Annotated in this window: 28 protein-coding genes; 12 read left to right on the forward strand and 16 right to left on the reverse strand. The window is 69.6% G+C overall.

Annotated elements, in window-relative coordinates; translation table 11 throughout:
* Window positions 1-12: 12 nt before the first annotated feature.
* Window positions 13-2595, reverse strand: a complete 2583-nt coding sequence (locus tag WC971_10080; GenBank protein ID MFA5845161.1) for a PEP/pyruvate-binding domain-containing protein — start codon at window positions 2593-2595, stop codon at window positions 13-15.
* 72 nt (window positions 2596-2667) lie between these two features.
* Between WC971_10080 and WC971_10085 the strand changes: the two genes are divergently transcribed.
* From WC971_10085 to WC971_10095, 3 genes are all read left to right on the forward strand, one after another.
* Window positions 2668-3717 carry a hypothetical protein gene (locus WC971_10085; GenBank protein MFA5845162.1) on the forward strand — a complete coding sequence of 350 codons (1050 nt, stop codon included), beginning with the start codon at window positions 2668-2670 and terminating at the stop codon, window positions 3715-3717.
* Window positions 3718-3804: 87 nt separating this feature from the next.
* Window positions 3805-5022, forward strand: a complete 1218-nt coding sequence (locus tag WC971_10090; protein ID MFA5845163.1) for a sensor histidine kinase — start codon at window positions 3805-3807, stop codon at window positions 5020-5022.
* Window positions 5019-5693 (forward strand): response regulator transcription factor, encoded by a 675-nt coding sequence (locus WC971_10095; GenBank protein ID MFA5845164.1) that lies wholly within the window; start codon window positions 5019-5021, stop codon window positions 5691-5693. Before WC971_10090 ends, WC971_10095 begins: the two co-directional genes overlap by 4 nt.
* Here the strand turns inward: WC971_10095 and WC971_10100 are convergent.
* On the reverse strand, window positions 5644-6021 hold the full coding sequence (locus tag WC971_10100) for a type II toxin-antitoxin system RelE/ParE family toxin (GenBank protein MFA5845165.1): 378 nt from the start codon (window positions 6019-6021) through the stop codon (window positions 5644-5646). The two genes, WC971_10095 and WC971_10100, sit on opposite strands and share 50 nt — an antisense overlap.
* A complete protein-coding gene (locus tag WC971_10105; protein ID MFA5845166.1) occupies window positions 5921-6184 on the reverse strand; it encodes a type II toxin-antitoxin system Phd/YefM family antitoxin in 264 nt (87 codons plus the stop codon). The genes WC971_10100 and WC971_10105 overlap by 101 nt, the downstream gene beginning before the upstream one ends.
* A gap of 149 nt (window positions 6185-6333) precedes the next feature.
* Here WC971_10105 and WC971_10110 point away from each other — a divergent pair, with 149 nt between their 5' ends.
* From WC971_10110 to WC971_10125, 4 genes are read left to right on the forward strand one after another with little or no spacing between them, the layout of a single operon-like run.
* A complete protein-coding gene (locus tag WC971_10110; GenBank protein ID MFA5845167.1) occupies window positions 6334-7599 on the forward strand; it encodes an efflux RND transporter periplasmic adaptor subunit in 1266 nt (421 codons plus the stop codon).
* On the forward strand, window positions 7592-8284 hold the full coding sequence (locus tag WC971_10115; GenBank protein ID MFA5845168.1) for an ABC transporter ATP-binding protein: 693 nt from the start codon (window positions 7592-7594) through the stop codon (window positions 8282-8284). The genes WC971_10110 and WC971_10115 overlap by 8 nt, the downstream gene beginning before the upstream one ends.
* Window positions 8281-9501, forward strand: coding sequence for an ABC transporter permease (locus WC971_10120; protein MFA5845169.1), 1221 nt, complete (start codon window positions 8281-8283; stop codon window positions 9499-9501). Before WC971_10115 ends, WC971_10120 begins: the two co-directional genes overlap by 4 nt.
* Before the next feature lie 18 nt (window positions 9502-9519).
* A complete protein-coding gene (locus WC971_10125; GenBank protein MFA5845170.1) occupies window positions 9520-10017 on the forward strand; it encodes a hypothetical protein in 498 nt (165 codons plus the stop codon).
* Window positions 10018-10026: 9 nt separating this feature from the next.
* Here WC971_10125 and hgcB read toward each other — a convergent pair whose 3' ends face one another.
* The 3 genes from hgcB to WC971_10140 are packed head-to-tail and all read right to left on the reverse strand — an operon-like array spanning window position 10027 to window position 11740.
* Complete coding sequence (gene hgcB, locus WC971_10130; GenBank protein MFA5845171.1) at window positions 10027-10305, reverse strand: mercury methylation ferredoxin HgcB; 279 nt, start codon at window positions 10303-10305, stop codon at window positions 10027-10029.
* 9 nt (window positions 10306-10314) lie between these two features.
* Complete coding sequence (gene hgcA, locus WC971_10135) at window positions 10315-11430, reverse strand: mercury methylation corrinoid protein HgcA (protein ID MFA5845172.1); 1116 nt, start codon at window positions 11428-11430, stop codon at window positions 10315-10317.
* A complete protein-coding gene (locus tag WC971_10140) occupies window positions 11423-11740 on the reverse strand; it encodes a metalloregulator ArsR/SmtB family transcription factor (protein ID MFA5845173.1) in 318 nt (105 codons plus the stop codon). The genes hgcA and WC971_10140 overlap by 8 nt, the downstream gene beginning before the upstream one ends.
* Before the next feature lie 178 nt (window positions 11741-11918).
* Here WC971_10140 and WC971_10145 point away from each other — a divergent pair, with 178 nt between their 5' ends.
* Both WC971_10145 and WC971_10150 read left to right on the forward strand, forming a co-directional pair.
* Window positions 11919-13106: a radical SAM protein gene (locus WC971_10145; GenBank protein MFA5845174.1), complete on the forward strand. Its 1188-nt coding sequence runs from the start codon at window positions 11919-11921 to the stop codon at window positions 13104-13106.
* A 15-nt stretch (window positions 13107-13121) separates the two neighbouring features.
* Window positions 13122-13700, forward strand: a complete 579-nt coding sequence (locus WC971_10150; protein MFA5845175.1) for a hypothetical protein — start codon at window positions 13122-13124, stop codon at window positions 13698-13700.
* Between the two features lie 94 nt (window positions 13701-13794).
* Here the strand turns inward: WC971_10150 and WC971_10155 are convergent, their stop codons facing one another.
* The 5 genes from WC971_10155 to WC971_10175 all read right to left on the reverse strand — a co-directional run bounded on the left by WC971_10155 (window position 13795) and on the right by WC971_10175 (window position 16869).
* Complete coding sequence (locus tag WC971_10155) at window positions 13795-14523, reverse strand: hypothetical protein (protein MFA5845176.1); 729 nt, start codon at window positions 14521-14523, stop codon at window positions 13795-13797.
* A 64-nt stretch (window positions 14524-14587) separates the two neighbouring features.
* A complete protein-coding gene (locus WC971_10160) occupies window positions 14588-14872 on the reverse strand; it encodes a hypothetical protein (GenBank protein MFA5845177.1) in 285 nt (94 codons plus the stop codon).
* Window positions 14873-14882: 10 nt separating this feature from the next.
* Complete coding sequence (locus WC971_10165; GenBank protein ID MFA5845178.1) at window positions 14883-15623, reverse strand: toast rack family protein; 741 nt, start codon at window positions 15621-15623, stop codon at window positions 14883-14885.
* A 3-nt stretch (window positions 15624-15626) separates the two neighbouring features.
* Entirely contained in the window at window positions 15627-16511 is an 885-nt protein-coding gene (locus WC971_10170; protein MFA5845179.1) for a sensor domain-containing protein, read from the reverse strand.
* A complete protein-coding gene (locus tag WC971_10175; GenBank protein ID MFA5845180.1) occupies window positions 16504-16869 on the reverse strand; it encodes a PadR family transcriptional regulator in 366 nt (121 codons plus the stop codon). The genes WC971_10170 and WC971_10175 overlap by 8 nt, the downstream gene beginning before the upstream one ends.
* A 175-nt stretch (window positions 16870-17044) precedes the next feature.
* On the opposite strand from WC971_10175, the gene WC971_10180 reads away from it, so the two are divergent.
* The gene (locus WC971_10180) at window positions 17045-17644 is read left to right on the forward strand and encodes a hypothetical protein (protein ID MFA5845181.1); all 600 of its coding nucleotides are present in this window, start codon (window positions 17045-17047) and stop codon (window positions 17642-17644) included.
* Between the two features lie 15 nt (window positions 17645-17659).
* Here WC971_10180 and WC971_10185 read toward each other — a convergent pair whose 3' ends face one another.
* Genes WC971_10185 through purD form a run of 5 tightly spaced genes read right to left on the reverse strand, consistent with a single transcriptional unit; the run spans window position 17660 to window position 22328 of the window.
* On the reverse strand, window positions 17660-18379 hold the full coding sequence (locus WC971_10185; protein MFA5845182.1) for a HAMP domain-containing sensor histidine kinase: 720 nt from the start codon (window positions 18377-18379) through the stop codon (window positions 17660-17662).
* Window positions 18380-18384: 5 nt separating this feature from the next.
* Window positions 18385-19257: an ATP phosphoribosyltransferase gene (hisG, locus tag WC971_10190; GenBank protein ID MFA5845183.1), complete on the reverse strand. Its 873-nt coding sequence runs from the start codon at window positions 19255-19257 to the stop codon at window positions 18385-18387.
* Window positions 19258-19281: 24 nt separating this feature from the next.
* Entirely contained in the window at window positions 19282-19713 is a 432-nt protein-coding gene (gene purE, locus WC971_10195) for a 5-(carboxyamino)imidazole ribonucleotide mutase (GenBank protein MFA5845184.1), read from the reverse strand.
* A gap of 54 nt (window positions 19714-19767) precedes the next feature.
* Complete coding sequence (locus tag WC971_10200) at window positions 19768-21063, reverse strand: coproporphyrinogen III oxidase family protein (protein ID MFA5845185.1); 1296 nt, start codon at window positions 21061-21063, stop codon at window positions 19768-19770.
* The gene (gene purD, locus WC971_10205) at window positions 21063-22328 is read right to left on the reverse strand and encodes a phosphoribosylamine--glycine ligase (protein MFA5845186.1); all 1266 of its coding nucleotides are present in this window, start codon (window positions 22326-22328) and stop codon (window positions 21063-21065) included. Before purD ends, WC971_10200 begins: the two co-directional genes overlap by 1 nt.
* Before the next feature lie 105 nt (window positions 22329-22433).
* Here purD and WC971_10210 point away from each other — a divergent pair, with 105 nt between their 5' ends.
* Window positions 22434-23270 (forward strand): methylated-DNA--[protein]-cysteine S-methyltransferase, encoded by an 837-nt coding sequence (locus tag WC971_10210; GenBank protein MFA5845187.1) that lies wholly within the window; start codon window positions 22434-22436, stop codon window positions 23268-23270.
* 646 nt (window positions 23271-23916) lie between these two features.
* Window positions 23917-24414, forward strand: a complete 498-nt coding sequence (locus tag WC971_10215) for a hypothetical protein (GenBank protein ID MFA5845188.1) — start codon at window positions 23917-23919, stop codon at window positions 24412-24414.
* Window positions 24415-24820 lie beyond the last annotated feature (406 nt).

Genomic DNA, 24820 nt, shown 5'->3' on the forward strand with positions numbered 1-24820 from the left:
GGACTGAACCGCTCACCCCAGGATGCGGACCTCGCCCTTGTCCCCGTCGACCTCGATCATCTGCCCCGTCGTGATGATACGCGTAGCGGGCCCGACGTTGACGACCGCCGGGATGCCGTACTCGCGGGCGATGATGCTGCCGTGGCTGAGCAGGCCTCCCATGTCCATCACGATGCCCGCCGCCGGGACGAAGTACGGTGTCCAGCCGGGGTCGGTGAAAGGCGCGACCAGGATCTCGCCCGGCAGGACGGCCTCCTCGGTGTCGGCGGCGAGGAAGACGCGCGCCCGGCCGCGCACGACGCCGGAGCTCACGCTGATGCCCTTGAGCGTCTTCGCGTCGCGCGGCACGCTCCACGCGCTCGCGCCTTCGTCCCACGTCCCGACGACGACCGGCGGCGGCGAGAGCTTCTCGAGCCGCTCGTGCTCGGCGCGACGGGAGGCGACGAGCGCGCGCCAGTCGCGAGCGGCCGGGTCGCGGACGAGCCCTTCGAGCTCGCCGTACTCGAGGAAGAAGATGTCCTCCGGGTCGACCAGCGCGCCTGCTTCGGCCATGCGCCGGCCCAGCGCCAGGAGCGCGTAGCGGATCGCCACGAGCCAGCGCACGGCCTCGCTCTTGACGTTCTCGCGGATGCGGGCGCTCGCCCGTCCCCAGCCCAGCACGCGGTCGAACGCGGCTCGCCTCAGCGGGCCCCGCAGGCGCGCGCGGCACTCGTCCGCCGCCGTATCCGCGTCCACAGCGCGCAACGCGTACGCGGCTATCGGGTCGGCCGAGGCGTCGTCGACGAGATACGACCGCACGATCCCGAGGATGTAGTCCGGCCGCTCTGCCCAGGTCGCGTTCGCGAACTCCAGCTCGCCCCGGCGGTGATGCCCGTACTCGGCCATGAAGGTGTCCCACGAGTCGAGGAACCCGCCCGCCTCCGCATCGCCCGCAAGAGCCGCTTCCTCGAGACGATCGCGCACGTCCGCCCAGCCGATCCCGAGCAGCACCGGGCCGCGCACGCTCGGATGGCTGCGCGCGAGCGTGCTCAGTCGCCACATCGCGTGACCGGACTCGGCGGACGCCAGACCGCCCTGCCCGGCCACGAGCCGCGTCGCGATCGCCCCGGTCTTGTCGGCGAACCAGCGGTCGGTGAGGGTCCCCAGCGCGCCGTAGCCGAACATGGCGACCACCATGAAAGCCAGAGCGTCGTTGAAGTCGCCGAAGTGCGCGTCGAGGTCACGCACGAGCCGGTACGCCCCGGCGGCGTCTGGCTCAGCGTCCGCCGCGCGCATGTTCGTCTCGGCGACCTCGCGCATGACCGCCGCGAAACGGGGCGCCTTCTTCGGCTTATGCCGGAGGATGTAGGCCGGCATCGAGACGAAGGCTCGGGCGAGGGAGAGCCAGCGCCGCCACGAACGGGCGGGAAGGTCGGGCAGAGGGGGCAGGTCCACGAAGTCGTGCATGCCGCCGAGGGCGATATCGGGATCCAGGTTCGGAAGATGCCGGAACGACTCCCTCAACAGCGAGAGATTGAAGTAGACGCGCCCTCCCACGAGTCCGATGAGCTTCGACGTGTCGACCCGCAACCCGAGGGCCCCCATCACCCCGCCGAAGAGTTCCGCCGCGTGCCCGTGGATGATCGTCCACGTCATCGGCGTGGCGACGCCGGGCAGGATCTCGCCCGTGTTCACGTTCGACCAGATCGTGGGCGCTTCGGGCGGGGTGGACGCCGCACCGCGCGCCAGCGTCGTGATCGGCCGGGCCTGCAGCAACCACACGCGGTCCCCGTCGAACGCCCACTCGACGTCGGCGGGAGAGCCGAGCGACTCCTCCGCGAGCAGCGCGAGCCGCGCGACGTCGCGCGCGACGTCCTCGGATATCGAGAGCGACGCGGCCTGCGCCGGGGGCACGCTCTCCTCGTGTGCCCCGCCCGTGATGTCCGCGACGATGCGCACGCGCTTGTCGCCGGCGACGACCTCGCGCACCGCCAGTCCGTCGCGCGCGAAGACGAAGCGGTCCGGCGTCACCTTCCCCGAGACGAGCGCCTCTCCGATGCCGAGGCACGCCTCCACCACGACATCGTCCGACCCGTCGACGGGACTCGCGGTGAAGGCGACGCCGGCGGCGGTCGCGGCGACGAGCCGCTGGACGATGACGCCCATCGCGACGCCGCCGTGAGCGATGCCGTTGCGCTCGCGATAGCTCACCGCGCGCTGCGAGTACAGCGACGCCCAGCAGTCGCGCACGCGCCGAAGAAGCGCGTCGCCGTCGCCCACGAAGTACGTGCCGTGCTGGCCGGCGAAGCTCATACCCGGCAGGTCCTCGACAGTCGCCGACGAGCGCACCGCGACGTGGTCCTCGCCGAGATCGCGGTACCAGGCGCTCACGCGCTCGGCGACATCCTCCGAGAGCGGCGCGCGCAGGATGGCCTCGCGCGCGTCCTGCGGCCCGGCGCCGGCGTCGACGCCGGCGCGCGCGCAGTGCTCGCGATACGCCTCGATGCCGAGGAAGCGCGCCTCCGGCACCGGAAGCCCCGCGTCGGCGAGTCGCCGCAGCGATTCCGCCTTCGGCCCTATGTCCGCGATCTCCGGCGTGGCTCGTCCTTTCGTCATGGCGCGTATGACGGCCGCTGCGATTCTCTCACGTCGTGCGGCGCGCTACACTGCGCCTAGGGGGTGAGTGCCATGCCTGCCGCAGTCCTCGACCGCGTCCCGCCAGCGACCGTCGATTGGCTCCTCGAGCCCGGCGATCCCGCCGTCACCGTCCTCACGCGGCGCACGCTCCTCGGCGAGACCGACTCCCCCGAGGCCGCCGCGCTCTGGGCGCGCCGCAACGACTCCCCGCCGGTCTCCACCATCCTCGACGCGATGCGACCCGACGGCTCGTGGATGACGCCCGCGCACGACTACGACAAGTACCACGGCAGCCTCTGGCAGGTGCACCTGCTCGGCGAGCTGTGGGCCGACGGGACGGACGAGCGCGTCCGCCTCGCCGCGGACAACGCCTTCTCGCGGCAGCTCCCGGACGGCTCCTGGAGCGCGAACGGGAAGACGTCGTCGGCCATCCCGTGCCTGACCGCGAACGTGGGCCGAGCGCTGGCGCGTCTCGGCTTCGCTCGGGACGAGAGGGTCGTGCGCGCACTCGGCTACTGCTCGGACCTGCGCCGCTCGGTCGGGGCTCTCGATTGCAGCTTCGGCCTTCCCTACCAGCTCAACGGCTACTGCCACATGCTCGCGCCGAAGACGCTGCTCTTCCTCGCCGAGGTCCCGCGCGACCTATGGCCCGACGGCGCCGGCGAGCTTCGCGACGCGGCCGTCGACGCGCTACGCGACAAGGAGATCTTCCGGTCGCTGCCCGCCGAGTACAAGGACTTCCAGGACAAGGTCTGGAGCGCGCCTTCCGCAGAACGCGAGGCGGTGCGCGACGCCTTCATCGCCGAGCACCCGGTCCTGCACTACAAAGACAAGCCCGGCTGGCTGCGCTTCGGCTTCCCGCTGTCGTACAACTCCGACGCGCTGGAGGCGCTCGCCGCGCTCGCGGCCGTCGGCGAGGAGCGCCGGCCGGAGTACGAGACGGCGCTGGCCGTGGTGGAGTCCGCCGCCGACCCGCAGATGCGCTGGAAGATGCGCAACTCGCTCAACGGTAAGATGTACGCCGACGTGGAGGCGAAGGGCGCGCCGAGCAAGTGGCTCACGCTGCGCGCCCTGCAGGTGCTGGAGCATTTCAGGGGCTGACAACTGCTCCGCGTACTCCCTCCGTCGCACGCCGACGTACTCCCGGGGTCGGTATCGGACACGCACGCGGGCGTCTACGATACTGGCATGGACATCGAGCGCATGCGCAGACGCCTCGCCGAGATCGACCCGCTCTGGGTCGACCTGGCCCTGGCGATCGGGCTCGCGCTGGTCGCGTGCCTCCAGGTCTGGATGTTCGCGCACCTGCGCCCGACAGGCCCGCCTCACCCCTTCCGGATGCGGGTCCGTCCCTCCTCCGACCAGTGGATCGCCTACGTCGCGGCCGCGGGCTCGTTCATCCCGCTAGCGCTCCGGCGCCGCGTCCCGTGGCTCGCGCTGCTGCTCAGCGGTTCCGCCGCCTTCCTCTACACGCTCTTCCCGTGGCCGCCGGCGTTCACGGTGCTCGGACCGATGATCGCGCTGTACTCGCTCGCAGCCTCCGCGACCCGGCGCCGCGCGGCGCTCGTCGCCCTCCTCGCAGGCGGCCTCGTCCTCGCCGTCCCCTCACTCGCCCTCACCCGCGTGCGCTGGGTCGCGGAAGCGGTCGGCATGTTCGCGCTGCTGGCGATGGCCGCCTTCCTCGGAGACGCCGCGCGAAGCCGCCGCGAGCACATCGCTTCCGTGGAGGGCCGCGCACTCGAGGCGGAACGGACGCGCGAGGAGGAGGCGCTCCGCCGCGTGGACGAGGAGCGCATCCGTATCGCGCGAGACGTCCACGACATCGTCGCCCACAGCTTGTCGATCGTGGCGGTCCAAGCGGCCGCGGCGGACGCGTTGCTCGCGGACGAGCCGGACCGCGCCCGCGAATCGATCGGCCACATCAGGGTCACGAGCAAGCAGGCGCTCGCCGAGTTGCGGTCGATGCTCGACGTGCTACGCACGGGCGAGCACGACGCCCCGCTCGAGCCCGCCCCCGGCCTCTCGCGCCTCGACGCCATCGCCGACCGTGTCCGCGAGGCGGGAGTCGGCGTCGCCTTGGACCTCGCCCCCGGCCTCGAGCGCGTGCCCGCGCTGGTCTCCGTGTCCGTCTACCGCATCGTCCAGGAGGCGCTCACCAACGTCGTGCGCCACGCCCGGGCATCCGAAGCGAGCGTGCGCATCGCGCTCGCGGGTGACGACCTGACGCTCGAGGTGCTCGACGACGGCGTAGGCGCGGACGCAGCGGACGTCGGCGAGGGACACGGCATCCGCGGCATGGCGGAACGCGTGGAGGCACTCGGCGGGAGCTTCTTCGCCGGGCCGCGGCCGGACACGCGCGGATTCCGCGTCGCGGCGACGCTGCCGATGGCGAGAGCGGCTCGATGACCATCCGGGTGCTCATCGTCGACGACCAGGCGCTCGTGCGCGCCGGCTTCCGCGTGCTCGTCGAGGCGGCCGATGACCTCGAGGTCGTCGGCGAGGCCGAGGACGGGGAGGCCGCCGTCGCACTCGCCGCCGAACTCGCTCCCGACGTGATCCTCATGGACATCCGCATGCCGGGGACCGACGGCCTGGTGGCGACGCGCCGGATCCTCGAAGCGTCCTGTGAACCGCATCCGCGGGTGCTCGTGCTCACGACGTTCGACGCGGACGAGTACGTCTACGAGGCGCTGCGCGCGGGCGCGAGCGGCTTCCTACTCAAGGACACGGAACCGCGTCAGCTCATCGACGCCATCCGCGTGGTCGCCGCCGGAGACGCGCTGCTGGCCCCGACGATCACCCGGCGCCTGATCACCGAGTTCGCCTCCCGTCCGGAGGTGCGCCGAGCGCACCCGGCCGAGCTCGACTCGCTCACCGAACGCGAACTGGAGGTGCTCACGCTCGTCGCGCAAGGGCTGTCGAACGACGGCATCGCGAAGCACCTCTTCATCAGCCCCACCACCGCGAAGACGCACGTCTCCCGGGTGATGATGAAGCTCGACGCACGCGACCGCGCCCAGCTCGTCGTCATGGCGTACGAGAGCGGCCTCGTCGTGCCGGGCCCAGGGACGGAGTGACCGCGACGACCAGCACGTCCGCCTCGACCCGGTAGACCACCCGGTAGGCGCCGCTTCGCACGCGGTACAGGCCGTCCTCGCCCGACAAGCGTTTCGCCCCCGGCGGGAACGGGTCGATGGCCAGCGCGTCGATCACGGGAGCGAGACGGCGCCGCGCTTCGTCGGGTAGCTTCGCGAACCGCCGATATGCCGAGGGCGCGAACTCGATCCGGTACTCCGCCACGTGACTAGAGCCCGAACTCGCTCTTGACGGCGTCCCAGGCGACGCGTTCTTCGCGCGCCTCCAGCATCGCCGCGCGGGCATCAGCGACGTCCGCCTCGTCCTCATAACGCTCGAGCAGCGCGTCGAGCAGCCGCAGCTCCTCCACAGAGATGATGGCGGCCACCTCGGAATCGTGCCGCGTGAGGATGAATCGCTCACGGGAGTACTGCGCCCGATTGAGGATGTCGGCGAGATCGCGCCGCGCTTCGGCCATGCTGATGCGTGTCATGATGTACCTCCGTTACTTTATGTACATATAGCACATCCCCGGCCTATACTCCACAGGTAGTACGCGCGAACGCGACGGAGGCACGACGCGGCGTGGCGCCGGTCCCCGTAGGGTAGACAGCATCGGGACGTCTTCGGCGGAGGTGGAGCATGGCTCGCAGGAACAAGTGGCGGCGCTATCAGGGCTGGATCGCGGTCGGGGCGCTCGCCGCTATCGCACTCGTCGCGTTCCTCGCGCTGCGCGGATCGAAGACCGCCGTCCCCGCGACCACCTACACCACCGAGGCGGCCGCGAAGGGGACTCTCTCCGTCACGGTCGCCGGCACCGGCAATCTCGCGGTGCGCCACGAGATCGAGGCCTGGCCGTCCGCGGGCGGGAAGGTGCGCTCCATCAAGGTCGCGGAGGGCTCCGAGGTCGAGACGGGCGACGTCCTCTACACGCTCGACCCCGCGACGGCTCGCGCCGCCACGGCCCGGGCGCTCGCATCGCTGCGCCAATCGAGGGAGGGCGTCGACCGGGCGGAGCTGTCGCTGCTCCAAGCGCAGAACGCGCTCGAGGCGGCGCAGGACCGCCCGACGAGCCCCACGCAGGCCCCGGACCCCACGAGCATCGACACCGCCGAGCAGCAGGTCGACGTGGCGGAGGCCGGGCTCTCCTCCGCGAAGGCCTCGCGCACCAGCGCGCGGCTCGTCTACGACCAGGCGCTCGCCGATGAGGCCGCGCTCAGCGTCGAGGCCCCATGCTCGGGCACCGTTTGGTCCGTCTCCATCTCGAAGGGCGACACCGTCGGCTCGGGCGGAGGCGGGTCGAGCACGGCCGCCGCCGGGGGCACCTCGGGCGGCTCGTCCGCGCCGGTCACCATAGCGCGTGACGGCGAGATCGCCCTCCAGCTCGCGGTGAACGAGGTCGACGTGCCCTCCCTCAAGGTCGGCCAGTCGGCCGAGATCATGGTCGATGCCCTTCCCGACCTCTCGCTCTCGGGCGCGGTCGACGCGGTGTCGAAGAAAGGCACCGTCTCGCAGGGCGTCGTCACCTACGAGGTCTGGATCTCACTCGACGTGAGCGACCCGAGTCTGCGGACCGGCATGTCCGGCTCCGCGACCATCGTGACGGCCGTCGTGCGCGACGCACTGCTCATCCCCAACGCGGCGATCAAGAGCGACACCACCAACGGCGGCTACTACGTCCAAGTGCTCGACAAGGGCGCCACCGAGCCACGGACCGTCACCGTGGAGACCGGTCTCAAGGGCACGAGCCAGACGGTCGTCACGAGCGGCCTGAAGGCGGGCGACCTCGTGGTCACGAAGACCACGCAAGCGGGCGCGGCCTCGGACACGTCGGGCGGCACGTCGGGCAGCGGGCGCGTGGGGGGCGGCGTCATGGGGTTCGGCGCGGGCGGCGGCCCCCGTGACTGACGCGGTCATCGAAGCCGTCGACCTCCACAAGGTCTACGAGGGCGCCGGCGCCGAGACGCACGCGCTGCGCGGGGTCTCGATGACCATCGAGGCCGGTGAGTTCGTCGCGATCATGGGGCCGTCGGGCTCCGGCAAGTCGACGCTGATGAACATCATCGGCTGCCTCGACACGCCGACGTCGGGCACGTACCGCATCGCCGGGCGCGACGTCGCCGAACTCGACTCGTACGACCTGGCCGAGGTGCGGCGCGAGACGGTCGGCTTCGTCTTCCAGTCCTTCAACCTGCTCCCGCGGGCCACCGTGATGCGCAACGTCGCGATGCCGATGCTCTACACACGCGTCCCTGCGGCCGAGCGCAAGGAGCGTGCTGGAAAGGCGCTGCTCAGCGTCGGACTGCCCGAGGACCTTTGGACCCACCGCTCGAACGAACTCTCCGGCGGTCAGATGCAGCGCGTCGCGATAGCGCGCTCCCTCGTCAACGACCCGAACATCATCCTCGCCGACGAACCGACCGGGAACCTCGACACCGCCACCGGGGAGCAGATCATGGACCTGTTCAGCCGGCTCAACGAAGAAGGCCGCACCATCGTGCTCATCACGCACGAAGCGAACATCGCGGCCCACGCCCGGCGCGTCATCCACATCCAGGACGGCCTCGCGACCGAGGAGGGTGAGGCCGCATGAGCTTCGGCGACCTCATCACCGAGACGCTGCTCTCGCTGACCTCGAACAAGGTCCGCAGCGGGCTCACCATCCTCGGCATCGTCGTGGGTATCGCCTCGGTCATCGCGATGGTCGCGATCGGACAGGGGAGCCAGGCCGCGGTCACGAAGCGCTTCGAGTCGGTCGGCTCGAACGTGCTGACGATCCGCCCGTCCTCACCCGAGGCGCAAGGCGGAGGACCGAGGATGGGCGGCGGAAGCGTCCAGTCGCTCACGCGCGAGGACGCGGACGCCCTCACCTCGGTCGCCTACATCGACGCGGTCGCTCCGCAGACGACGAGCTTCTCGCAACTCGTGGCCGGCTCGAACAACGTGAACGCGCAGCTCATAGGCGTCACACCCGGCTACGCGACGATCTCCTCCCTCGAGACCTCCCTCGGCACGCTCATCACCGAGCAGAACGACTCCGCCTACGCGAAGGTCATCGTCCTCGGAGCGCAAACCGCGGTCGACCTGTTCGGCGAGGGCGTCGATCCGGTCGGGCAGCGCGTGCGCGCGGGGAGCATGTCGCTCACCGTGATCGGCGTCCTGAAGGCGAAGGGCGCCTCCGGCACGAACCAGGTCGACTCCGCAGCGCTCGTACCGCTCTCGACGCACATGCGGTTCGTCTCGGCGAGCAAGTACGTGTCGTCGATCCAGGTCTCGGTCTCCGACCGCGATCAGATGGACGCCGTGCAGAGCGAGATCACGACCCTGCTCCTGGGCAGGCACAAGATCGCCGACGAGACGCTGGCCGACTTCCGCATCATGAACATGGCCGACCTGCTGACGGCGGTCACCCAGGTGACCGGGACCTTCACGACGCTGCTCGCCGCGATCGCGAGCATCTCGCTGCTCGTCGGGGGCATCGGGATCATGAACATGATGCTCACGACCGTCACCGAGCGCACGCGCGAGATCGGCCTGCGCAAGGCGCTCGGTGCCGACGAGAGCGCGATCTCCGCGCAGTTCCTCGCCGAGTCGGTGACGCTCACGCTCATCGGGGGCGCGGTCGGCATCCTCACCGGATGGGCGATCGCGTACTTCGCGGCGCCGCTCGTCGGCGTGGAGGCGCTCGTATCCTTGAACGCCATCATGCTCGCGACGGGCGTGTCGGCGGCGATCGGCGTCGTCTTCGGCTTCTATCCGGCGCGCCGCGCGGCGCGCATGAGTCCCATCGAGGCCCTCAGGTACCAGTAGACAGACGGAGGTAGGCACATGAACAAGACCATCGCGATCGTGGTCGCCGACGTCCTGCTCGCGGCAGCCGCTCTGGGAGGAGGGTTCTTCCTCGGGCGCGGCACGGCGGCGGCCGGAGCGAACGGGGGACGCGGGGCCTTCGCGCAGCTCAGCGCGGCGGACCGCCAGAGGATGACGACCATGTCGGACGCCGAGCGTCAGGCGTTCTTCAAGGAGCGCGGCATCGACATGCCCGCGAACGGAGGATTCCCCGGAGGAGGCGCGGGCGGCGCCGGGACGATGGGCCGCCGTGGCGGCGGAGCCATCGAGGGGACCGTCATCTCCCTGGCGGACGACTCGATAACCGTCAAGCTCGCGGCGGGCGGCTCGCAGAAGCTCGTCATCGACGACAAGACGGTCCGCGCGACCGCGGACGGTGTCACCACGAAGCTCGCGGAAGGCGCCAGCGTGCTCGTCGTCTCCGTGCCGGAGGCGGACGGCGTGGCCGGCGCGAGGGCGATCATCGTCACCAAGTAGGCGCCGGACCTAGCCGCAACCGCAGCTCGGCTCGGACTTCGTGATCCAGCCGTTGACGATGGCCGCGGCGCAACCCACGCCGGGGGTGAGCGTTATCGCCCCCGGCGCGCAGTTGCGCGCACACGCGCCGCACTCCATGCACGCGCCGAGGTCGGCGATGCGGGCCACCTTGTCCTGCACCGCGAAGACGGCGTGTGGGCAGACCTGCTCGCACATCCTGCAGCCGTTGCACTTCTCCGCGTCGAGCCTCAGCGTCACGACGTCCTCTATGTAGCGCAGCCCGGTCATGACGCCCTCCTATCCGGGTATCGTCGCCGCGGCGTACATGACCACACCGGCCACGACTCCGACGATCTGGAGCGGTATAGCGCGCCGCATCTCCCACTCGACGCCCGACGGCGAGGTGAACGTCGACGAACCGGTGAAGTTCATCGCGATGTAGGACGCAAGCGCGGTGCCCACGAGAGCCATGCCCGCGAGTCCCACCGTCGAAGACCGCCCTCCGGCGATCGCGACCACCGACGCCGCCGCGAGGGCACCGACGATGCCGCCTTTCAGCGCGAAGGCGCGGCCGGGTATCCAGGGCAGGAGCAGCGGCACGATCGCGGCGCCGGCGACGAGCGAGACGAGCAGCGTCACGAGGGCGATGCCGCTCGGGGTGGCGAGGATGCGACCTTCCACTATCGGGCGCCACGCGTCCGTGATCGCGAGATACGCCGCGACGCCGACGAGCACCTGCGGCCTCCACAGCGCCGAGAGCTCGACGCCGACGAGCCTCGCCCGCTCGGCGAAGTCAAAGGTCACGCGACGCATCGCGGGGGTCGCCTTGAGGCCCGCGTCGAGAAAGGCCGGGACGTCGGATGCGCGCACCGGCCCCCACACGACCGAAGCGCCGGTCCGCTCGCGCACTGCGTGCGCGGAGACGCCGGTCGCGCCGAGCTGCGGGAGGACGAGCTTGCGGTGGCTGACGATCTGCTCGAGGCGGACGTCGCGCACCCGGCGCACGAGCTCGTCCGTGCCGAAGGTGCCCTTACCCGCCGCGCACCAGACGTTGACCCCGCGCGTGTCGAGGACGAGCAGCCAGACGTCGCGCCCGCCGAGCTCGCGGCGCAACGCGTCGAACGTGAGCTTGTAGTTCGCCGTGACCAGCACCGGCGCCGTGTCGTCGGGGTCGCCCACCGCGTACAGGCCGGGACGCACCCGGTAGAGGCCGCGCCCGATGTTCGCGCGCATCCGCAGGCCGCCGAGGCGGTCCTCGCGCGTGATGTCCGTCCTGACACGCGGGACCGGGCCCACGAGCGTGTCGACCGCGCCGTCGAGGTAGGGAGCCGGTCCGTAGCCGAAATCGTCAGGGACGGGCTCGCCGCCGCCTCCACAGCAGGCGGACCCCTTGGTGTCGCCGCATTCAGCCATCCGTGTCGCCTTCCTCTTCCGAGCCGCAGCAGCCGCTCGGCACCAGCGCCGCCCGCGACGCGAGTTCGCGCAGCTGATCGGCGAGGCCGAGCAGCGCGCCCTCCTCCAAGCGGCAGTGCAGCCAAAGCCCCTTCCGGCGCGTGCTCACCAGACCCGCCTCGCGCAGGCGTTTGAGGTGATGCGAAGCGAGCGCGTTCGAGATCCCGAGGGCCTCGGACACCTCGCACACGCACCGCTCGCCGCCGGCGAGCAGCTCCAGGATCGTCAGGCGCTTCTCGTCGGAGAGCGCCTCGAAGGTAGAGGTGTGCATGACGCAAGGATAATCAAACCCGCGTTTGTCTGTCAAACGCTTGTTTGAACATACTGACGCGGACCGGTAACACAGGTTACAACGTGCAGGAACGACTCGGTGGCTGCATAATGATGCCTTCAGGAAGCCGAGAACACGCTCCGCCGGCACGGGGCGCCACACTGCGGGAGGCAACACCATGGCGCACGTCCGATCCCTCTTCTTCCAGGGCCCCCTCGCCGACGTCGAGGACAAGGCGCTCAAGGCCTACCAGCTCGGCCGGCCGAGCCAGATCATCTGGAACATCACGAACCGCTGCAACCTGCTCTGCGACCACTGCTACATGGCCGCCGACGGTCACACGAAGCCCGACCAGCTCTCCGACGAGGAGTCCATCGCCCTCGTGCACCAGATGGGAGGACTCGGCGTCCCCCTGCTCTTCCTCTCCGGCGGCGAGCCGCTGATGCGCAAGAACTTCTGGGATATCCTCGACACCGCGCGCTCGTACGGCATGCGCGTCACCATCTCCACGAACGCGACGATGATCGACCGCGACGTCGCCAAGCGCCTCAAGGTGGCCGGCGTCGACTGGATCGCGACCTCCATATACGGCCCGCGCGACTTCCACGACGGGATGGTCGGCGTGCCGGGCACGTGGGACCGCGTGATGGGCGCCATCAAGATACTGCGCGAGGAGGGTGTGGGGGTCGGCCTGAAGACGGCCGTCTCCAAGGACACGCTCGAGTTCATCCCGCAAATCGTCGCGATGGCCAAGGCGTGCGACGCGGGCCTGCTCTACTTCTGCGACCTCATCACATCGGGCCGTAGCGAGGGAGAGGACGACGCGCGCATCTCCGCCGCCCAATGGCGCGAGCTGGCCGACTCCATCCTCGAGGACATCCTCGACCCGGAGAGCAAGCTCGAGTACGACATCGGCGCGCTGCCGTCGGTCATCCCCTACATCGCGGGCCGCCTGAAGGAGCGGGGCATCGACGTGAGCCAGGGCCTCGCCCGGCTGGAGATCGTCTCGGCATGCCCCGTCGGTAAGGGCCACATGAACATCAACTCCGAGGGCGGCATCATGCCCTGCCAGTTCGCGCAGGACTGGATCGTCGGCAACATCCGCGAGATGAACCTGACCGAGGCCATCGCCGAACTGCACAAGCTCGACACCAAGGACGCCAAGGGCGCCTGCTCCGAGGAGAGCTGCGACTACGCGCGCATCTGTCGCGGCTGCCGCACGAAGGCCTTCCACGAGTTCGGAGACCCCATGGGCGAGGACACCACGTGCATCCTCGGCAAGAAGTCTCCGAAAGCCCGGACACACAAGGTGGCGGCGAACAGGGCTCCGTCGGCGCCGTGCGCGATGGGCGGCGCCTGCTCCTAGCCTCAGGAGGTCCCCTTGGTCCGAGTGCGAACCATCCTCGTCCGCTGGCTGCCGCTCGCGGCGGCCGTGACCGCCATGTGCGCGCTGACCTACGTCTGCGTGCAACAGTCGTATCGCATGTCGGCCGACGACCCGCAGGTGCAGATGGCCCAGGACACCGCGGCGGCGCTCAGCCGCGGCTCCGACCCGGCGAAGCTCGTCAACGCGCCCGCGATCGACGCGTCGCGCAGCCTCGCGCCGTTCGTGATCGTCTTCGACGCCGAGGGCCGCCCGATCGCATCGGGAGCCGGCCTCGACGGACGCACCCCGGTCCCGCCGCCGGGAGTCTTCGACTACTCGCGCGAGCACGGAAGCGACCGCATCACGTGGCAGCCGCGTCGCGGCGTCCGCCTCGCGACCGTCGTCGTCGCCTACGGCGGCGATAGCCCCGGGTTCGTCCTCGCGGGGCGCTCGTTGCGCGAGGTCGAGCGACGCATCGGGGACCTCACCAGGATCGTGGGAGCGGCGTGGCTGCTCGCCATCTTCTCGACGCTCGCCATCGCGATCGTCGCGGACTACCTCCTCTTGCCGCGAGCGACGGCGGCCGAGCGATGAAGCCCCTCGAAGTCTGGCTACCGAGTCCGACCTCGACGCGGCCCTGACGGCGGCGCACCGCGCCTGGGAGGTCGCCGGGGGCTGACCCGGAAGGTCACTCCTCGACGCGCTCGGCCGCGCGGCGCAGCGTCCAGACGAGCACCGCCCCGTTGACAGCCCCGACGGCGGCGCCCGCCGCGAGCAGCGTGACGACCACCCATCCGACGATCGACGCCAGCCCGGCGTCCTGGGAGACCGACCCGGCGCCGACGAAGACGATCGGCATGCCGACCGCCCAGGCCAGAGAGTTCGCCAGCACCCACCAGCGCGCCCTGACGCGATGCCGGACCAGGACGAGCGCCTGCGGGACGCCGAGCATCGGCCCGAGGACGACCCCCATGCCTGCCGCGGCGATGTACATCGCCACTCCACCGAGATCCGGGGCCCGGCCGCTCGCCGCGCCCCCGGCGGAGAGCAACGTGCTCGGGAGCATACCGAGCGCCCACGCGACGAACGCTCCGAGCGACGTAGCGACGACCCAAGGACGCAGCCGTAGAGCGGGGAGCGCCGTGCGCAGGACGAACCATTGCGCATAGCCGACGCTCACGCCTTCGAAGAGCGCTCCACCGACCGCGACGACCCCGGCATACGCAAGCGCGACACCCAACGACGCGCCGTCGATGCGGGGAGCGATCGCGATGAACAACAGCGCGGTGGAGCCAAGACCCACCAGCTCCGCAAGGGAGTTCGCCGCGACCCAGCGCCACCAGAAGGACATCCCGGGCCGCACGACGTCGACCACGGCAGCGCTTCCCGCCTCTACGGTCCCCCCCGCCTTGTCCACGCCCCGCCCTTCTCCGCACGCACGACGTCTGCGAACATCGTACCGCACTCCGGCATCCGCGGGGTCACGCCGGCTGGACGGTCGCGCTCCGCTTGCTCTTCGCGTACACCAGGAAGAAGTAGACGATCGCCGCGGGATGCAGCAACGCCACGAGCAGCACCCAGACCAGACGGCTGTTCTCGCTCGAGCCGGGGTACTCCGCGTCCTCGCGCAATATCGCGTCGACGAGCATCCACACCCAGAACAGCGGGTACAGCACACCCGCGACCGCCCAAGCGAGGACCTGCGCCGCGAGACCGGCCGCGCCGACCATCGCCGTGAGAGCCAATACCTCCATGTCGAACACCATCCTTCCAGGTCTAATCAGAGGACATCTCGATGCGGACGTCCCCCACGCCCCGGACCAGCGTGATGTCGAACGTCACTTCCGACTCTCCGTACGCGTCGTTCACGAACGCCTCGCCGTCGGCGGTGAAGCCCGGCGCGTCGTAGGTGCCCACGCCGTCCTCCCTCCCCGTCACGCGCACGCCGACGTCACGCGGGACCCGCAGGGTGAGCGAGCCGATCCCGCCACTGATGTCCGCGCTAAGATCGTGCGCGGGCGAACCGGTCAGGTCGATCGTCACGTCGCCCGCGCCGAGGTTCACTTCGAGTCGACGAAGGTCGAGCGTACCGAGCGCGAGACCGCCATCGCCCGCGCCGAGTTCGACGGCGAGATCCAGCGGCAATCCGTCCGTCAGCCGGACATCCCACTCGTTGCGGCTCTCCCCGAACGGCCACTTGCTCGCGTCACGGATGCTCGGCTGCTTCACCGACAGGTTCCCGACGTCTCCCGAGACCGAGTACTCCACGACCGGGCGCCACGAGCGGGGAGCGAAGGTGAACTCCGCGTCCAGGAGGTCGGCCGCCCCGCCGCGCACGACGAGCTCCCCCGCGCCCATCGAGACGCGCGCCCGCAGCCGCTGTGCTGAGCCTCTCGAGACGCTGCGCATCTCGCTGATCGGAGCGGGCTTCTCGAGGCGGACCCTCGTGCACCCGCTCGCGAGCACGAGAACTACCAGCCCGACCGCCGCCAGTACCGACCCGTATGACTTCCTCATCTCCTACTCCTCCCCCGCGCGACCGACGAGCATCGCCTTCGCGTATGCGCCGTGCAGCCGCCCGACACCCTTCGCGAGCCAGAGCGTGAGGACGAAGCCGAGCACGCCCCCGGCCATGACCAGCGGGATCGCCCACGGATCGAGGAAGTATCCGTACTCGAAGCTGCGAGCGATCGGAACGTCGAACGCCAACTGCGCGATCGGTCCGACGACGAGCCACGTCGAGACCGCCAGGAACGTCACCACGCTCGAGAAGTAGATCGTCCCGAGCGGCAGCTGCAACGCCATGTAGAGCATCGTGGTCCAGGTCCGGACGTCGGTGAACCAGGACTTCACCCTCGTCACGATGTCGCCTCTCGCGGCCAGCATCCTCGGTCTGCGCGGCATGCGCACGCCGAGCAGACCCTCCACCACGCGGCCCTCCGCGAGGGAGACCGCCCGCACGACCGCCAGGAACAGCAGCGCGAACGGCACCCCGACGATCAGGATCGCGAGGCCGAAGGTGAGCGAGAGGCCGGTCACCACGACGGTGAAGTATAGGATGCCCGTGACCAACGTGAGCAGCATGTAGAAGAGCGCTCCCCACGCCTCGGCGTCCGCGACCACACCGAAGAACCGGCCCCACCCGGTCTTCGTCGACGCCGGCGCCGGCTTGCGCAGGGCCTTCGAGACCGTCATCTCGACGTCCCGATACGCCGCGGCGATCTCCTCAGGCGTCCCATAGCTCTCGACGACGCGTGCGAACGCCTCGGGCTCCCCGCCCGCTTCCGCGAGCGCGGACCTCAGGTACTCCTCCGCGTCGTAGAGCGCGTCCTGCACGAGCGCCGGGTCCGCGCTCGACAGCCTTCCTTTGAGTTGCGCGAGGTACTCCTCGACCGTGCTAGCCAACGTCGCCCTCCAATTCCGCATCGACGAAGTCGCGAGTGCGCGACCACGCCCGCTTCCACTCCCCAAGGGCCTCGCGTCCGCGATCGGTGATCGCGTAGTACCTCCGCGGCGGCCCCGCCACACTCGGCTCCACCCTGCTCTCGAGCAGGCCCTGCTCCTCCATGGAGCGCAACACCGGGTAGAGAGTCCCTTGCTTCACCGGCACCCCCTCCTGCCATGCGCCCTCGATCCGCTTCGCGATCTGGTAGCCGTAGAGCGGCTCAGGCGAACGATCGAGGATCGCGAGCAGGACGAGAGAGACCGTGCCGGAGTTCAGCTCCTTCTGGAACTTCCGCAGGACGACATCTTCCGCGTCCACGGCCCACCTCCTAGTCCTTCGCGACGGCTCTTGGTGACTTCACACTATGCGCAACTGCACACTACCTATGGTGCGTAGTAGTGTCAAGTCCACACTAGTTTCAACACGATATCTTGTCGTGTGGGACTTTCGTGCCGATACTCGGAGTACCAACCCGCCCCGGAGAGACCACCGCATGGACCCGCTGCTCCGCGATCCGACCGTCAGACTCACGTCAGGCCGCAGCCTGACGTTGCTGCGCCCGTACCTCGAAGGCACCCACGGCGAGCTTCTTAGGATGGTCTTGAGCACCGCCTCGCTCGCCGAGGCGAATCTGGCGCTCGGGCTTCTCGAGGATCACATGCCCGAGCGGGATCTCGTCTCCGCGGCGAACCTGCGCGAGGTCCTCGCGGAGCTCCCGTCATGCCCCTTCGCAATGGCGCTCGAGATCGCGACACTGGCGCGCGTCGCGTCGCTGCACCGCAACGGGACGTCATGGGTGCTCGAACGCGGGGCCGCGACGGTGGGAGTGATCGCCGAGGGGAACCTGTGCTTCGACATCGTCCTGAACGACGGGGAGCGAGGCGTCCTCCTCAAGCCGCACGCCACCGACACCGACCTCGTCCCCGATGACGCGCTCGACCTGCTGGTGGCGCGCGAGGGCATGCTCGAAGCGGTCATCTCGCTCGTGAAGGACATGGGGGCGGTCTTCTCGCCGCGCTTCTATCTGTCCCTAGAGGACTGGAAGCTCGATCACGCCGCGGACATGATGAGCGACGCGGCGAGCTTCTTCTGAGCCGAATGCCGGCAGCTAGAGCGCCGTGGCCGGGATGATGAGCGTGAACGTGCTGCCGACGCCCTGCTCGCTCGCGACCTCGATGCGGCCTTCGTGCGCCTCGACGACCCTGCGCGCGAAATAGAGACCGAGACCGAATCCTCGCGCCGGGCCCGAAGACGTCGCCACGTCACCGGATGCGTCTAGGACGTGCTCCCGCACCTCCGGAGGCATCCCCAAGCCGTGGTCGGTCACCGCGATCCTGACGAGCTCGCCGTCGCGGGCGGTGGAGATCTCGATCGGAGCGTCCGCGTCCGAGTACTTCGCGGCGTTCGCGACGAGGTTGAAGATCGCCCGGCACAGGTGCCACGAGTCCGCAGCGAACCTGTCCGCGTCGTCCGCGATCTCGACGTGCACCCGCGCCGCGACATCGGCCGACAGCGTCGTGAGGCCGTCCGCGAGCAGCGCGCCCAAGGACAGCGGCCGCGGATCGAGGTCCAATCGTCCCAGGGCGGCGTTCGCCATCGCGAGGATGAGGGCGATAAGGTCGTTCATATGGTCGGCGCGTTCGAGGATGCGCCGGGCGATCATGCGCACCCGCTCGACGTCGACGGCCGACGCATCCTGGACGGACTCCTCGAGGATCTGCGCGTACCCCATCACCGCGGAGAGCGGATTGCGCAGCTCGTGCGATACGAAGTGCGCGAGGTCCTCCAGGAGCCTCTCGGTCTCGCGCACGCCTCGCTCGGGATCCATCCCCGCTACCGCACGATCTTCGAGATGGCGATCTCGAGGATGTCCTCGGCGCCGGCGGCCTTCAGCCGCGGTATGAGCACGTTGACGGTCGCCTTGTCGGCGACGGTGGACAACTCCAGGTAGTCGGAGCCGTAGAGCTTCGAGACCGTCGGGTGCTTCATCGCCGGCAGTTCGGCGACGACCGCCTCGAGCTTGCCCTCGGGCACGTTCATCGAGAGCAGCACTCTACCGCGCGCCTCGATCACACCCAGCAGCAGCGTGCGGACCTCCTCGATCGCGCGGCGCCTCTCCGGGTCGGCCCACGCCGCCTTGCTCGCGAGCAGGCGCGTGGTCGATTCCATCACGACGTCGACGATCTTCAGGCCGTTGCGGCGCAGCGTGGAGCCGGTCTCGGTGAGGTCGACGAGCGCGTCCATCAGCTCGGGCACCTTCGCCTCGGTCGCGCCGTAGGAGAAGTGGACCTCGACGGGGATGCCGAGCTTCTCGAAGAACGCGCGGGTGCAGTTCGGGAACTCGGTGGAGATGCGGCTGCCCGGCGCGATGTCGGCCGCCGAGTGCACCGGCGAATCGTCGGGGACGGCGAGCACCATCTTCACCACGCCGGCGCCGGTCTTGGCGTACGGAAGCTCGGCGACCTCTACGACGTCGGCGCCGGACTCGGTCACCCAGTCGTGGCCGGAGATGCCCAGGTCGAAGTGGCCGTCCTGCACGAAGAGCGGGATCTCCTGCGGGCGCAGGATCTTCACCTTCGCGATGCGCGGGTCGTCGATCGTCGGGTTGTACGCCCGAGACGACTTCTTCACCTCGAGGTCGGCCTGCGAGAAGAGGAGCATCGTCTGCTCCTCGAGAGAGCCTTTCGGCAGTGCGAGCGAGAGCATATCCTGGTCCCTTCGACGTCCGCCCTATCCTTTCGCCATCTTCTCCTTGAGCGCGGCGACCGCCTCGCGGTACTCGGGCATGCCCGTCCCGAGGATCTGCGCCGCCAGCACCGCGGCGTTGCGCGCGCCGTTTATCGCGACGCAGGCGACCGGCACGCCGCTGGGCATCTGCACCATCGACAGCAGCGAGTCGAGCCCGCCGAGGTCGGAGGTCTTCATCGGCACCGCGATGACCGGCAGCGGCGTGTAGGCGGCGACCACCCCGCCGAGGTGAGCGGCCTTGCCGGCGGCCGCGATGATCACCCGCATGCCGCGGTCGGCGGCGCCACTCGCCCACTCGTGCACGACGGAGGGCTGGCGGTGCGCGGAGGCGACCTTCACCTCGTACGCCACGCCCAGCTCCTCGAGCGCGCGCAGGCAATCCTCCATGACGGGCATGTCGGACTTGCTGCCCATCACGACCCCCACGAGCGGCGTCTCAGCCACGGTGTCCTCCTCCTCGCATCGCGGTCATTCGATGGTACACCCCTCGCCGAAGAGCAGCGCCCGCTCGTCGGCGCTCAGCGCGGCGCGAGCCTGGTCGCGGACGTTGTTCACACCCGAGAAGAACTCGCGCATCATCGCGACGAGAAGGTAGCGGCCCTTCTCGGTGAGCTCGATCGCCTCGGCGTCGTCGCGCGAGAACGCCCCGGCCGCACGCATGAACGCCAACTCGAGCCGCAGCCCGCGCTCGATGGAGACCCCGAAGTCTTCCTCGAAGGCCGCCCTGTCGAGCTTGAGGCCGAAGAGTCCCATCAGGAAGCGGTAGCGCATCCTCTCGCGCGGCCGGAAGAACCGGCTCGCGGAGACCGACATCCTGCCCGAACCTATCATCGCTTCGTACTCGCGCAGCGAGAACGTGTTCACGTAGATGCCGCCCTCCAGATACGAGAAGGCGCCCGATCCCAGGCCGACGTAGTCCTCGTAGTCGACGATGTACTCGTCGATCATCCCCCCCGCCACGCGCGAGAACGTCCACGCGCTCGCGGGCTCGAACGCCTCCGCCAGTCCTCGCGAGAGGATCCCGTAGTAGCGCGCCTCGCGGGCGTAGCTCACGCGGCCGACGGTGCGCGCGAGCGAGCGGGCGACGGCGGGCGAGGCCATCAGCGGATAGAACGTCGTCTGGTTGCAGCCGCTCGCCGCGAGCAGCTCGACGTCGCGGCGCAGCATCGCCTCGGTCTGGCTCGGGAAGTTGAAGATCATGTCGACGTTGAGCGAGTGGAACCGCCCGGCCACGCTCGCGATGCGCTCGAGGATCTCCTCGCCGGAACCGTATTTATCTCGTCTCTCCATCTGCTCGAGCAGCCCGTCGTCGAAGGACTGCGCGCCGACGGAGAGCCGCTGCACGCGCGAGAGTAGCGGCTCCACGATCTCGGGGACGAGGTGGTTGGGATTCGTCTCGCTCGACACCTCGCGGATGCAGAACAGCGCGCGCGCGAGGTCGATCGTCCGGCACAGCTCGTCGACGAGGATCGTCGGCGTCCCGCCTCCGATGTAGAGCGCCTCGAAGTCGTAGCCGAGCGCGGAGACCATCCGCATCTCCTCGCGCAGGCTGCGGAAATACGCGCGCGCGCGCTCCTCGTGGAAGGGGTAGCGGTTGAACGAGCAGTACGGGCAGAGCCGCTCGCAGAAGGGGACGTGCAGGTAGAGCAGGTACGGGACCCCGGCGCGCGGCCCGGGCAGAGAGGTGACGCCCGCGGGGTCGAGCGCGAGGTAGCGGCGGTTCGCCCCGCGCATGAAGGTCGTGAGGAGACGCTCGGTGAGCATCAGCCGGCCAGCGCCCTCAGGGCGATGTCGCGGCGGTAGTGCATGCCCTCGAAGGAGATGCGCGAGGCGGCCTCGTACGCCCGCTCGCGGGCGAGCTCGAAGGTAGGAGCGAGCGCGGTGACGTCCAGCACGCGCCCACCCGCGGTGACGAGCACGCCGTCGACGAGCGCCGTGCCCGCGTGGTAGACCTTCACGCCCTCGACACTCTCGGCGTCCTCGATCCCGGTTATCGGCAGGCCGGTGGGGTAGTCGCCCGGATACCCTCCGGAGGCGAGCACCACCGAGACGGCGACGTCGTCGCGCCATTCCAGCGGCACCTGCGCGAGCCGCCCTTCGCAGACCGCGAGCATGACCTCGACGAGGTCGGTGGTCAGACGCGGAAGCAGGACCTGCGTCTCGGGGTCGCCGAAGCGCGCGTTGTACTCGAGCACCTTCGGGCCGTCCTCCGTGAGCATGAATCCGCCGTAGAGCACGCCGGCGAACGGGCAACCGTCCTCGGCCATGCCGGCGACGGTGTCCTCCAGCACGCCGCGCATCACGGCGAGCGTCGCGTCGTCCACGATGGGGACGGGCGAGTAGACGCCCATGCCGCCGGTGTTCGGGCCCGTGTCACCGTCGCCGACGCGCTTGTGGTCCTGCGCGGGCGCCATCGGCGCGACGGTGACGCCGTCGGTGAAGGCGAGCAGCGAGCACTCCGGCCCGGAGAGCATCTCCTCGACGAGCACGGTGGCGCCGGCATCGCCGAAGCGGCCGGAGAAGCACTCGCGCACCGCCGCGCGCGCGGCGGCGATGTCCTCGGCGATGATCACGCCCTTGCCCGCGGCGAGCCCGTCCGCCTTCACGACGACGGGAGCGCCGACCTTCTCCAGGTGCGCGAGGGCGCCGGCCTCGTCGGTGAACCACGCAGCGCCCCCCGTGGGGATCGAGTGCCGCGCCATGACCTCCTTGGCGAAGCGCTTCGAACCCTCGAGCCGGGCGGCGGCGGCGTTCGGGCCGAAACAGCGGATGCCCTGCGCGAGCACGGCGTCGGCCACGCCCGCGACGAGCGGCACCTCGGGACCGATAACGACGAGGTCGACGGCGTGCCGGAAGGCGAAGGCCCCGACGGCCGCTGGATCGTCGATCGCCAGGCCGATGTTGCACGCGATCGCCTCTGTGCCGCCGTTCCCGGGAGCGACGAGCACCTCGGACACGTGCGGCGAACGGAGGAGAGAGTCGACGATGGCGTGCTCGCGCCCGCCGCTGCCGAGTACGAGGATGCGCATGGTGCCTCCCGCTGGAAGGGGTCCGGCGATGTCACGGTGATTGTAGCGGAGACGACGGCGAGAATCGGATGGAACACGCGGAGAGAGCCTGCCATCATCGTGGACATGGACCCAGCGAACACCACCGCCACCGCCGAGGACGCCGCAAGGCGCGCGGCCGCGCTCGTGGAGGACGACCCCACGGCGGCGCACACGCTGGCCTCGCTCGCGGCCGCCGTCGGGCTGAGCCCGAGCCACCTGCGCCGCGTCTTCGCGCGGAAGTTCGGCCTCTCACCCGCAGCGTACGCGCGCGCGGTCCGGCTCGGGCGCATGCGCGAGGGGCTGCGCGAAGGCCGCGGCGTCGCGCGCGCCGGGTTCGAGGCCGGGTTCGGCTCCGGTCGCGCGATCTACGAGCACGCCACGCGCGGGCTGGCGATGGCGCCGTCGGCGTACGGGCGCGGAGGCCGCGGCCTCGAGGTGCGCTACTCCACCGGAGCCTCGCGGCTCGGCCGCGTGCTCGTCGGGGCGACGGAGCGCGGCGTGTGCTGCGTGCTCTTCGCCGACGACGACACAGCCGCCGAGGCGGCGCTGCGCGCGGAGTTCCCCGCCGCCGTGCTGGCCCGCGACGACGCGGGCATCGCGGAGCAAGTGCGCCGCGTGGTCGGGCTGATCGACGGCACGGGCGCGTCAGCCGACATCCCGCTCGACCTCGTCGGCACGCCTTTCCAGCGGGCGGTCTGGGCGGAGCTGCGGCGCATCCCGCCGGGGGAGACGGCGACGTACGCCGAGGTCGCGCGCCGCATCGGCGAGCCGCGCGCGGTGCGCGCCGTCGCGGGCGCGTGCGCGGGCAACCACGCTGCCGTCGTCGTGCCGTGCCACCGCGTCGTGCGCTCCGACGGCGGCCTCGGCGGCTACAAGTGGGGAGTCGAGCGCAAGCGCGACCTGCTAGAGAACGAGCGCTGAGAGCGGCGAGCTGCGCCACCGGCCGGGAAGGTGCAGCCCCTTCGGGCGAGCTCCGCGCTACGGCCGAGCCCTGCGGTCTCGGCCTGCGCTCCGAATCGCCCTCCGGGACTCACCTTCCCGCCTTCGGGGATCGCGGACGCGCTGTGAGCCGGGATATACAGACTGTACTTGCCCTCGAGCGTATATCACGAGACACCAGCGAAACCGCTGGTGAGGACGGGATTCCGGAGACCGACCGTCCGAGACGGTGACGTCTTATGCAGAAAGTGGCAGTCTGTGCACGTGGATAGTACAGACTGTCCAATCATTGTTCGAGCGAGCCTGCTGAGCTAATCCAGCTGGTTCTCTAAGCCTGCGTCCCTGCAACTCCCTGCGACATGCGCGCGTCCGGTCCTCAATCCTCATCTGCTGCGTGATGACCGCGACACTGGGCACCCGTATGCTGGCTTTGATGTCAAGCGCGTCCAACCAGATTGATTGGGGGGACGAGATGATGGGTGCACTTCGGAGGCTTCGGTGGGGAATCTCGACGGTGTTGCCGCTCGTTATACTCGTCGCCGTCGCTCCAGCACCTGCGTTCGCCAACAAGTACACCGTTAACAGGCACGAGGACCAATTCCACTGGGGCGTCGCGAGCACGATTTGAGTGAATTCGAATCCACCAGTCGCGAACACTAAGGTCGCGAGTATAGTCGCGCATCGCACCGACTGGAACGCCATCGCCGAGATCGGTCATCAGTGGACGGGCGGCGGCTCTCGCTACGGCTTCTACGTCTACGGCTCTTATGGTTCGTACAACGAGGTCTACATACGCAGCGTCGCCGCCGACTCATATCACCGGTACTGGACCGGCTGGAGATTCAGCGACAACCGGTACTACTTCTGGATGGATGATCCGGGTTCGGAGGTCGGGTCCGTCTACTACACCAACATGACTTCTAGCTGGTCGTGCGTCAATGCTGAACGTGATTGCCCTGCAGGCAGCTACTACGACAATGTGGCCTGCTTCAACTCTCTGACTTTCCGAAACTCGACGTGGGCTTCCTGGGGAAACTGGGATGGACAAGCCCCCTGCAGCGACAATGATGTGTACTACAATGCCCGGCAGACAGCCGTCAACCACATCGACGTGATAGGGCAGTGACGCCTTTGGCCCCGGTACGAGGGAGGTGCGCTTAGATGGCCACGAAGTCCCGCTTGGCTGCTACATCATTGCTGCTCGTGGCAGCAATCGTTGCGATTGTCGGGCTCGCCGCGAACAGCCCCCGGACATCCGCGCACTCAGGCGCGTCAGAGTGGGTGAACCCCGGAGCACCTCACTGGCCCGCTGAGATGCAGAGAGATTGGTTCGAGCGCGGAAGCGCGGACGCGACGAAAGTCGCGAGCATCAGAGCGGTCGCAGGCAAGGCGGGGTACGGTTTCCGTCCTGCGTTCCGCAGCTAATTGCCCTTCTGGGCCACGTCCGAGGATAAAAGTGCAGGTCAGGGGTTTGCGACCAGTCGGAAATCGCGAAATGTCATAGATACACGTTTCGTGAATTGCGGGTTGCA

This window comes from Coriobacteriia bacterium (genome assembly GCA_041658765.1).
In the GTDB taxonomy this organism is placed as follows: domain Bacteria; phylum Actinomycetota; class Coriobacteriia; order Anaerosomatales; family JBAZZO01; genus JBAZZO01.

Coding starts and splice junctions, on each gene's coding strand:
- WC971_10080 (MFA5845161.1), bottom strand. CDS start 2,595: ATGACGAAAGGACGAGCCACGCCGGAGATCGCGGACATAGGGCCGAAG.
- WC971_10085 (MFA5845162.1), top strand. CDS start 2,668: ATGCCTGCCGCAGTCCTCGACCGCGTCCCGCCAGCGACCGTCGATTGG.
- WC971_10090 (MFA5845163.1), top strand. CDS start 3,805: ATGGACATCGAGCGCATGCGCAGACGCCTCGCCGAGATCGACCCGCTC.
- WC971_10095 (MFA5845164.1), top strand. CDS start 5,019: ATGACCATCCGGGTGCTCATCGTCGACGACCAGGCGCTCGTGCGCGCC.
- WC971_10100 (MFA5845165.1), bottom strand. CDS start 6,021: ATGAGGACGAGGCGGACGTCGCTGATGCCCGCGCGGCGATGCTGGAGG.
- WC971_10105 (MFA5845166.1), bottom strand. CDS start 6,184: ATGACACGCATCAGCATGGCCGAAGCGCGGCGCGATCTCGCCGACATC.
- WC971_10110 (MFA5845167.1), top strand. CDS start 6,334: ATGGCTCGCAGGAACAAGTGGCGGCGCTATCAGGGCTGGATCGCGGTC.
- WC971_10120 (MFA5845169.1), top strand. CDS start 8,281: ATGAGCTTCGGCGACCTCATCACCGAGACGCTGCTCTCGCTGACCTCG.
- WC971_10125 (MFA5845170.1), top strand. CDS start 9,520: ATGAACAAGACCATCGCGATCGTGGTCGCCGACGTCCTGCTCGCGGCA.
- hgcB (MFA5845171.1), bottom strand. CDS start 10,305: ATGACCGGGCTGCGCTACATAGAGGACGTCGTGACGCTGAGGCTCGAC.
- hgcA (MFA5845172.1), bottom strand. CDS start 11,430: ATGGCTGAATGCGGCGACACCAAGGGGTCCGCCTGCTGTGGAGGCGGC.
- WC971_10140 (MFA5845173.1), bottom strand. CDS start 11,740: ATGCACACCTCTACCTTCGAGGCGCTCTCCGACGAGAAGCGCCTGACG.
- WC971_10145 (MFA5845174.1), top strand. CDS start 11,919: ATGGCGCACGTCCGATCCCTCTTCTTCCAGGGCCCCCTCGCCGACGTC.
- WC971_10160 (MFA5845177.1), bottom strand. CDS start 14,872: ATGGTGTTCGACATGGAGGTATTGGCTCTCACGGCGATGGTCGGCGCG.
- WC971_10165 (MFA5845178.1), bottom strand. CDS start 15,623: ATGAGGAAGTCATACGGGTCGGTACTGGCGGCGGTCGGGCTGGTAGTT.
- WC971_10180 (MFA5845181.1), top strand. CDS start 17,045: ATGGACCCGCTGCTCCGCGATCCGACCGTCAGACTCACGTCAGGCCGC.
- WC971_10185 (MFA5845182.1), bottom strand. CDS start 18,379: ATGGATCCCGAGCGAGGCGTGCGCGAGACCGAGAGGCTCCTGGAGGAC.
- hisG (MFA5845183.1), bottom strand. CDS start 19,257: ATGCTCTCGCTCGCACTGCCGAAAGGCTCTCTCGAGGAGCAGACGATG.
- purE (MFA5845184.1), bottom strand. CDS start 19,713: ATGGGCAGCAAGTCCGACATGCCCGTCATGGAGGATTGCCTGCGCGCG.
- WC971_10200 (MFA5845185.1), bottom strand. CDS start 21,063: ATGCTCACCGAGCGTCTCCTCACGACCTTCATGCGCGGGGCGAACCGC.
- purD (MFA5845186.1), bottom strand. CDS start 22,328: ATGCGCATCCTCGTACTCGGCAGCGGCGGGCGCGAGCACGCCATCGTC.
- WC971_10210 (MFA5845187.1), top strand. CDS start 22,434: ATGGACCCAGCGAACACCACCGCCACCGCCGAGGACGCCGCAAGGCGC.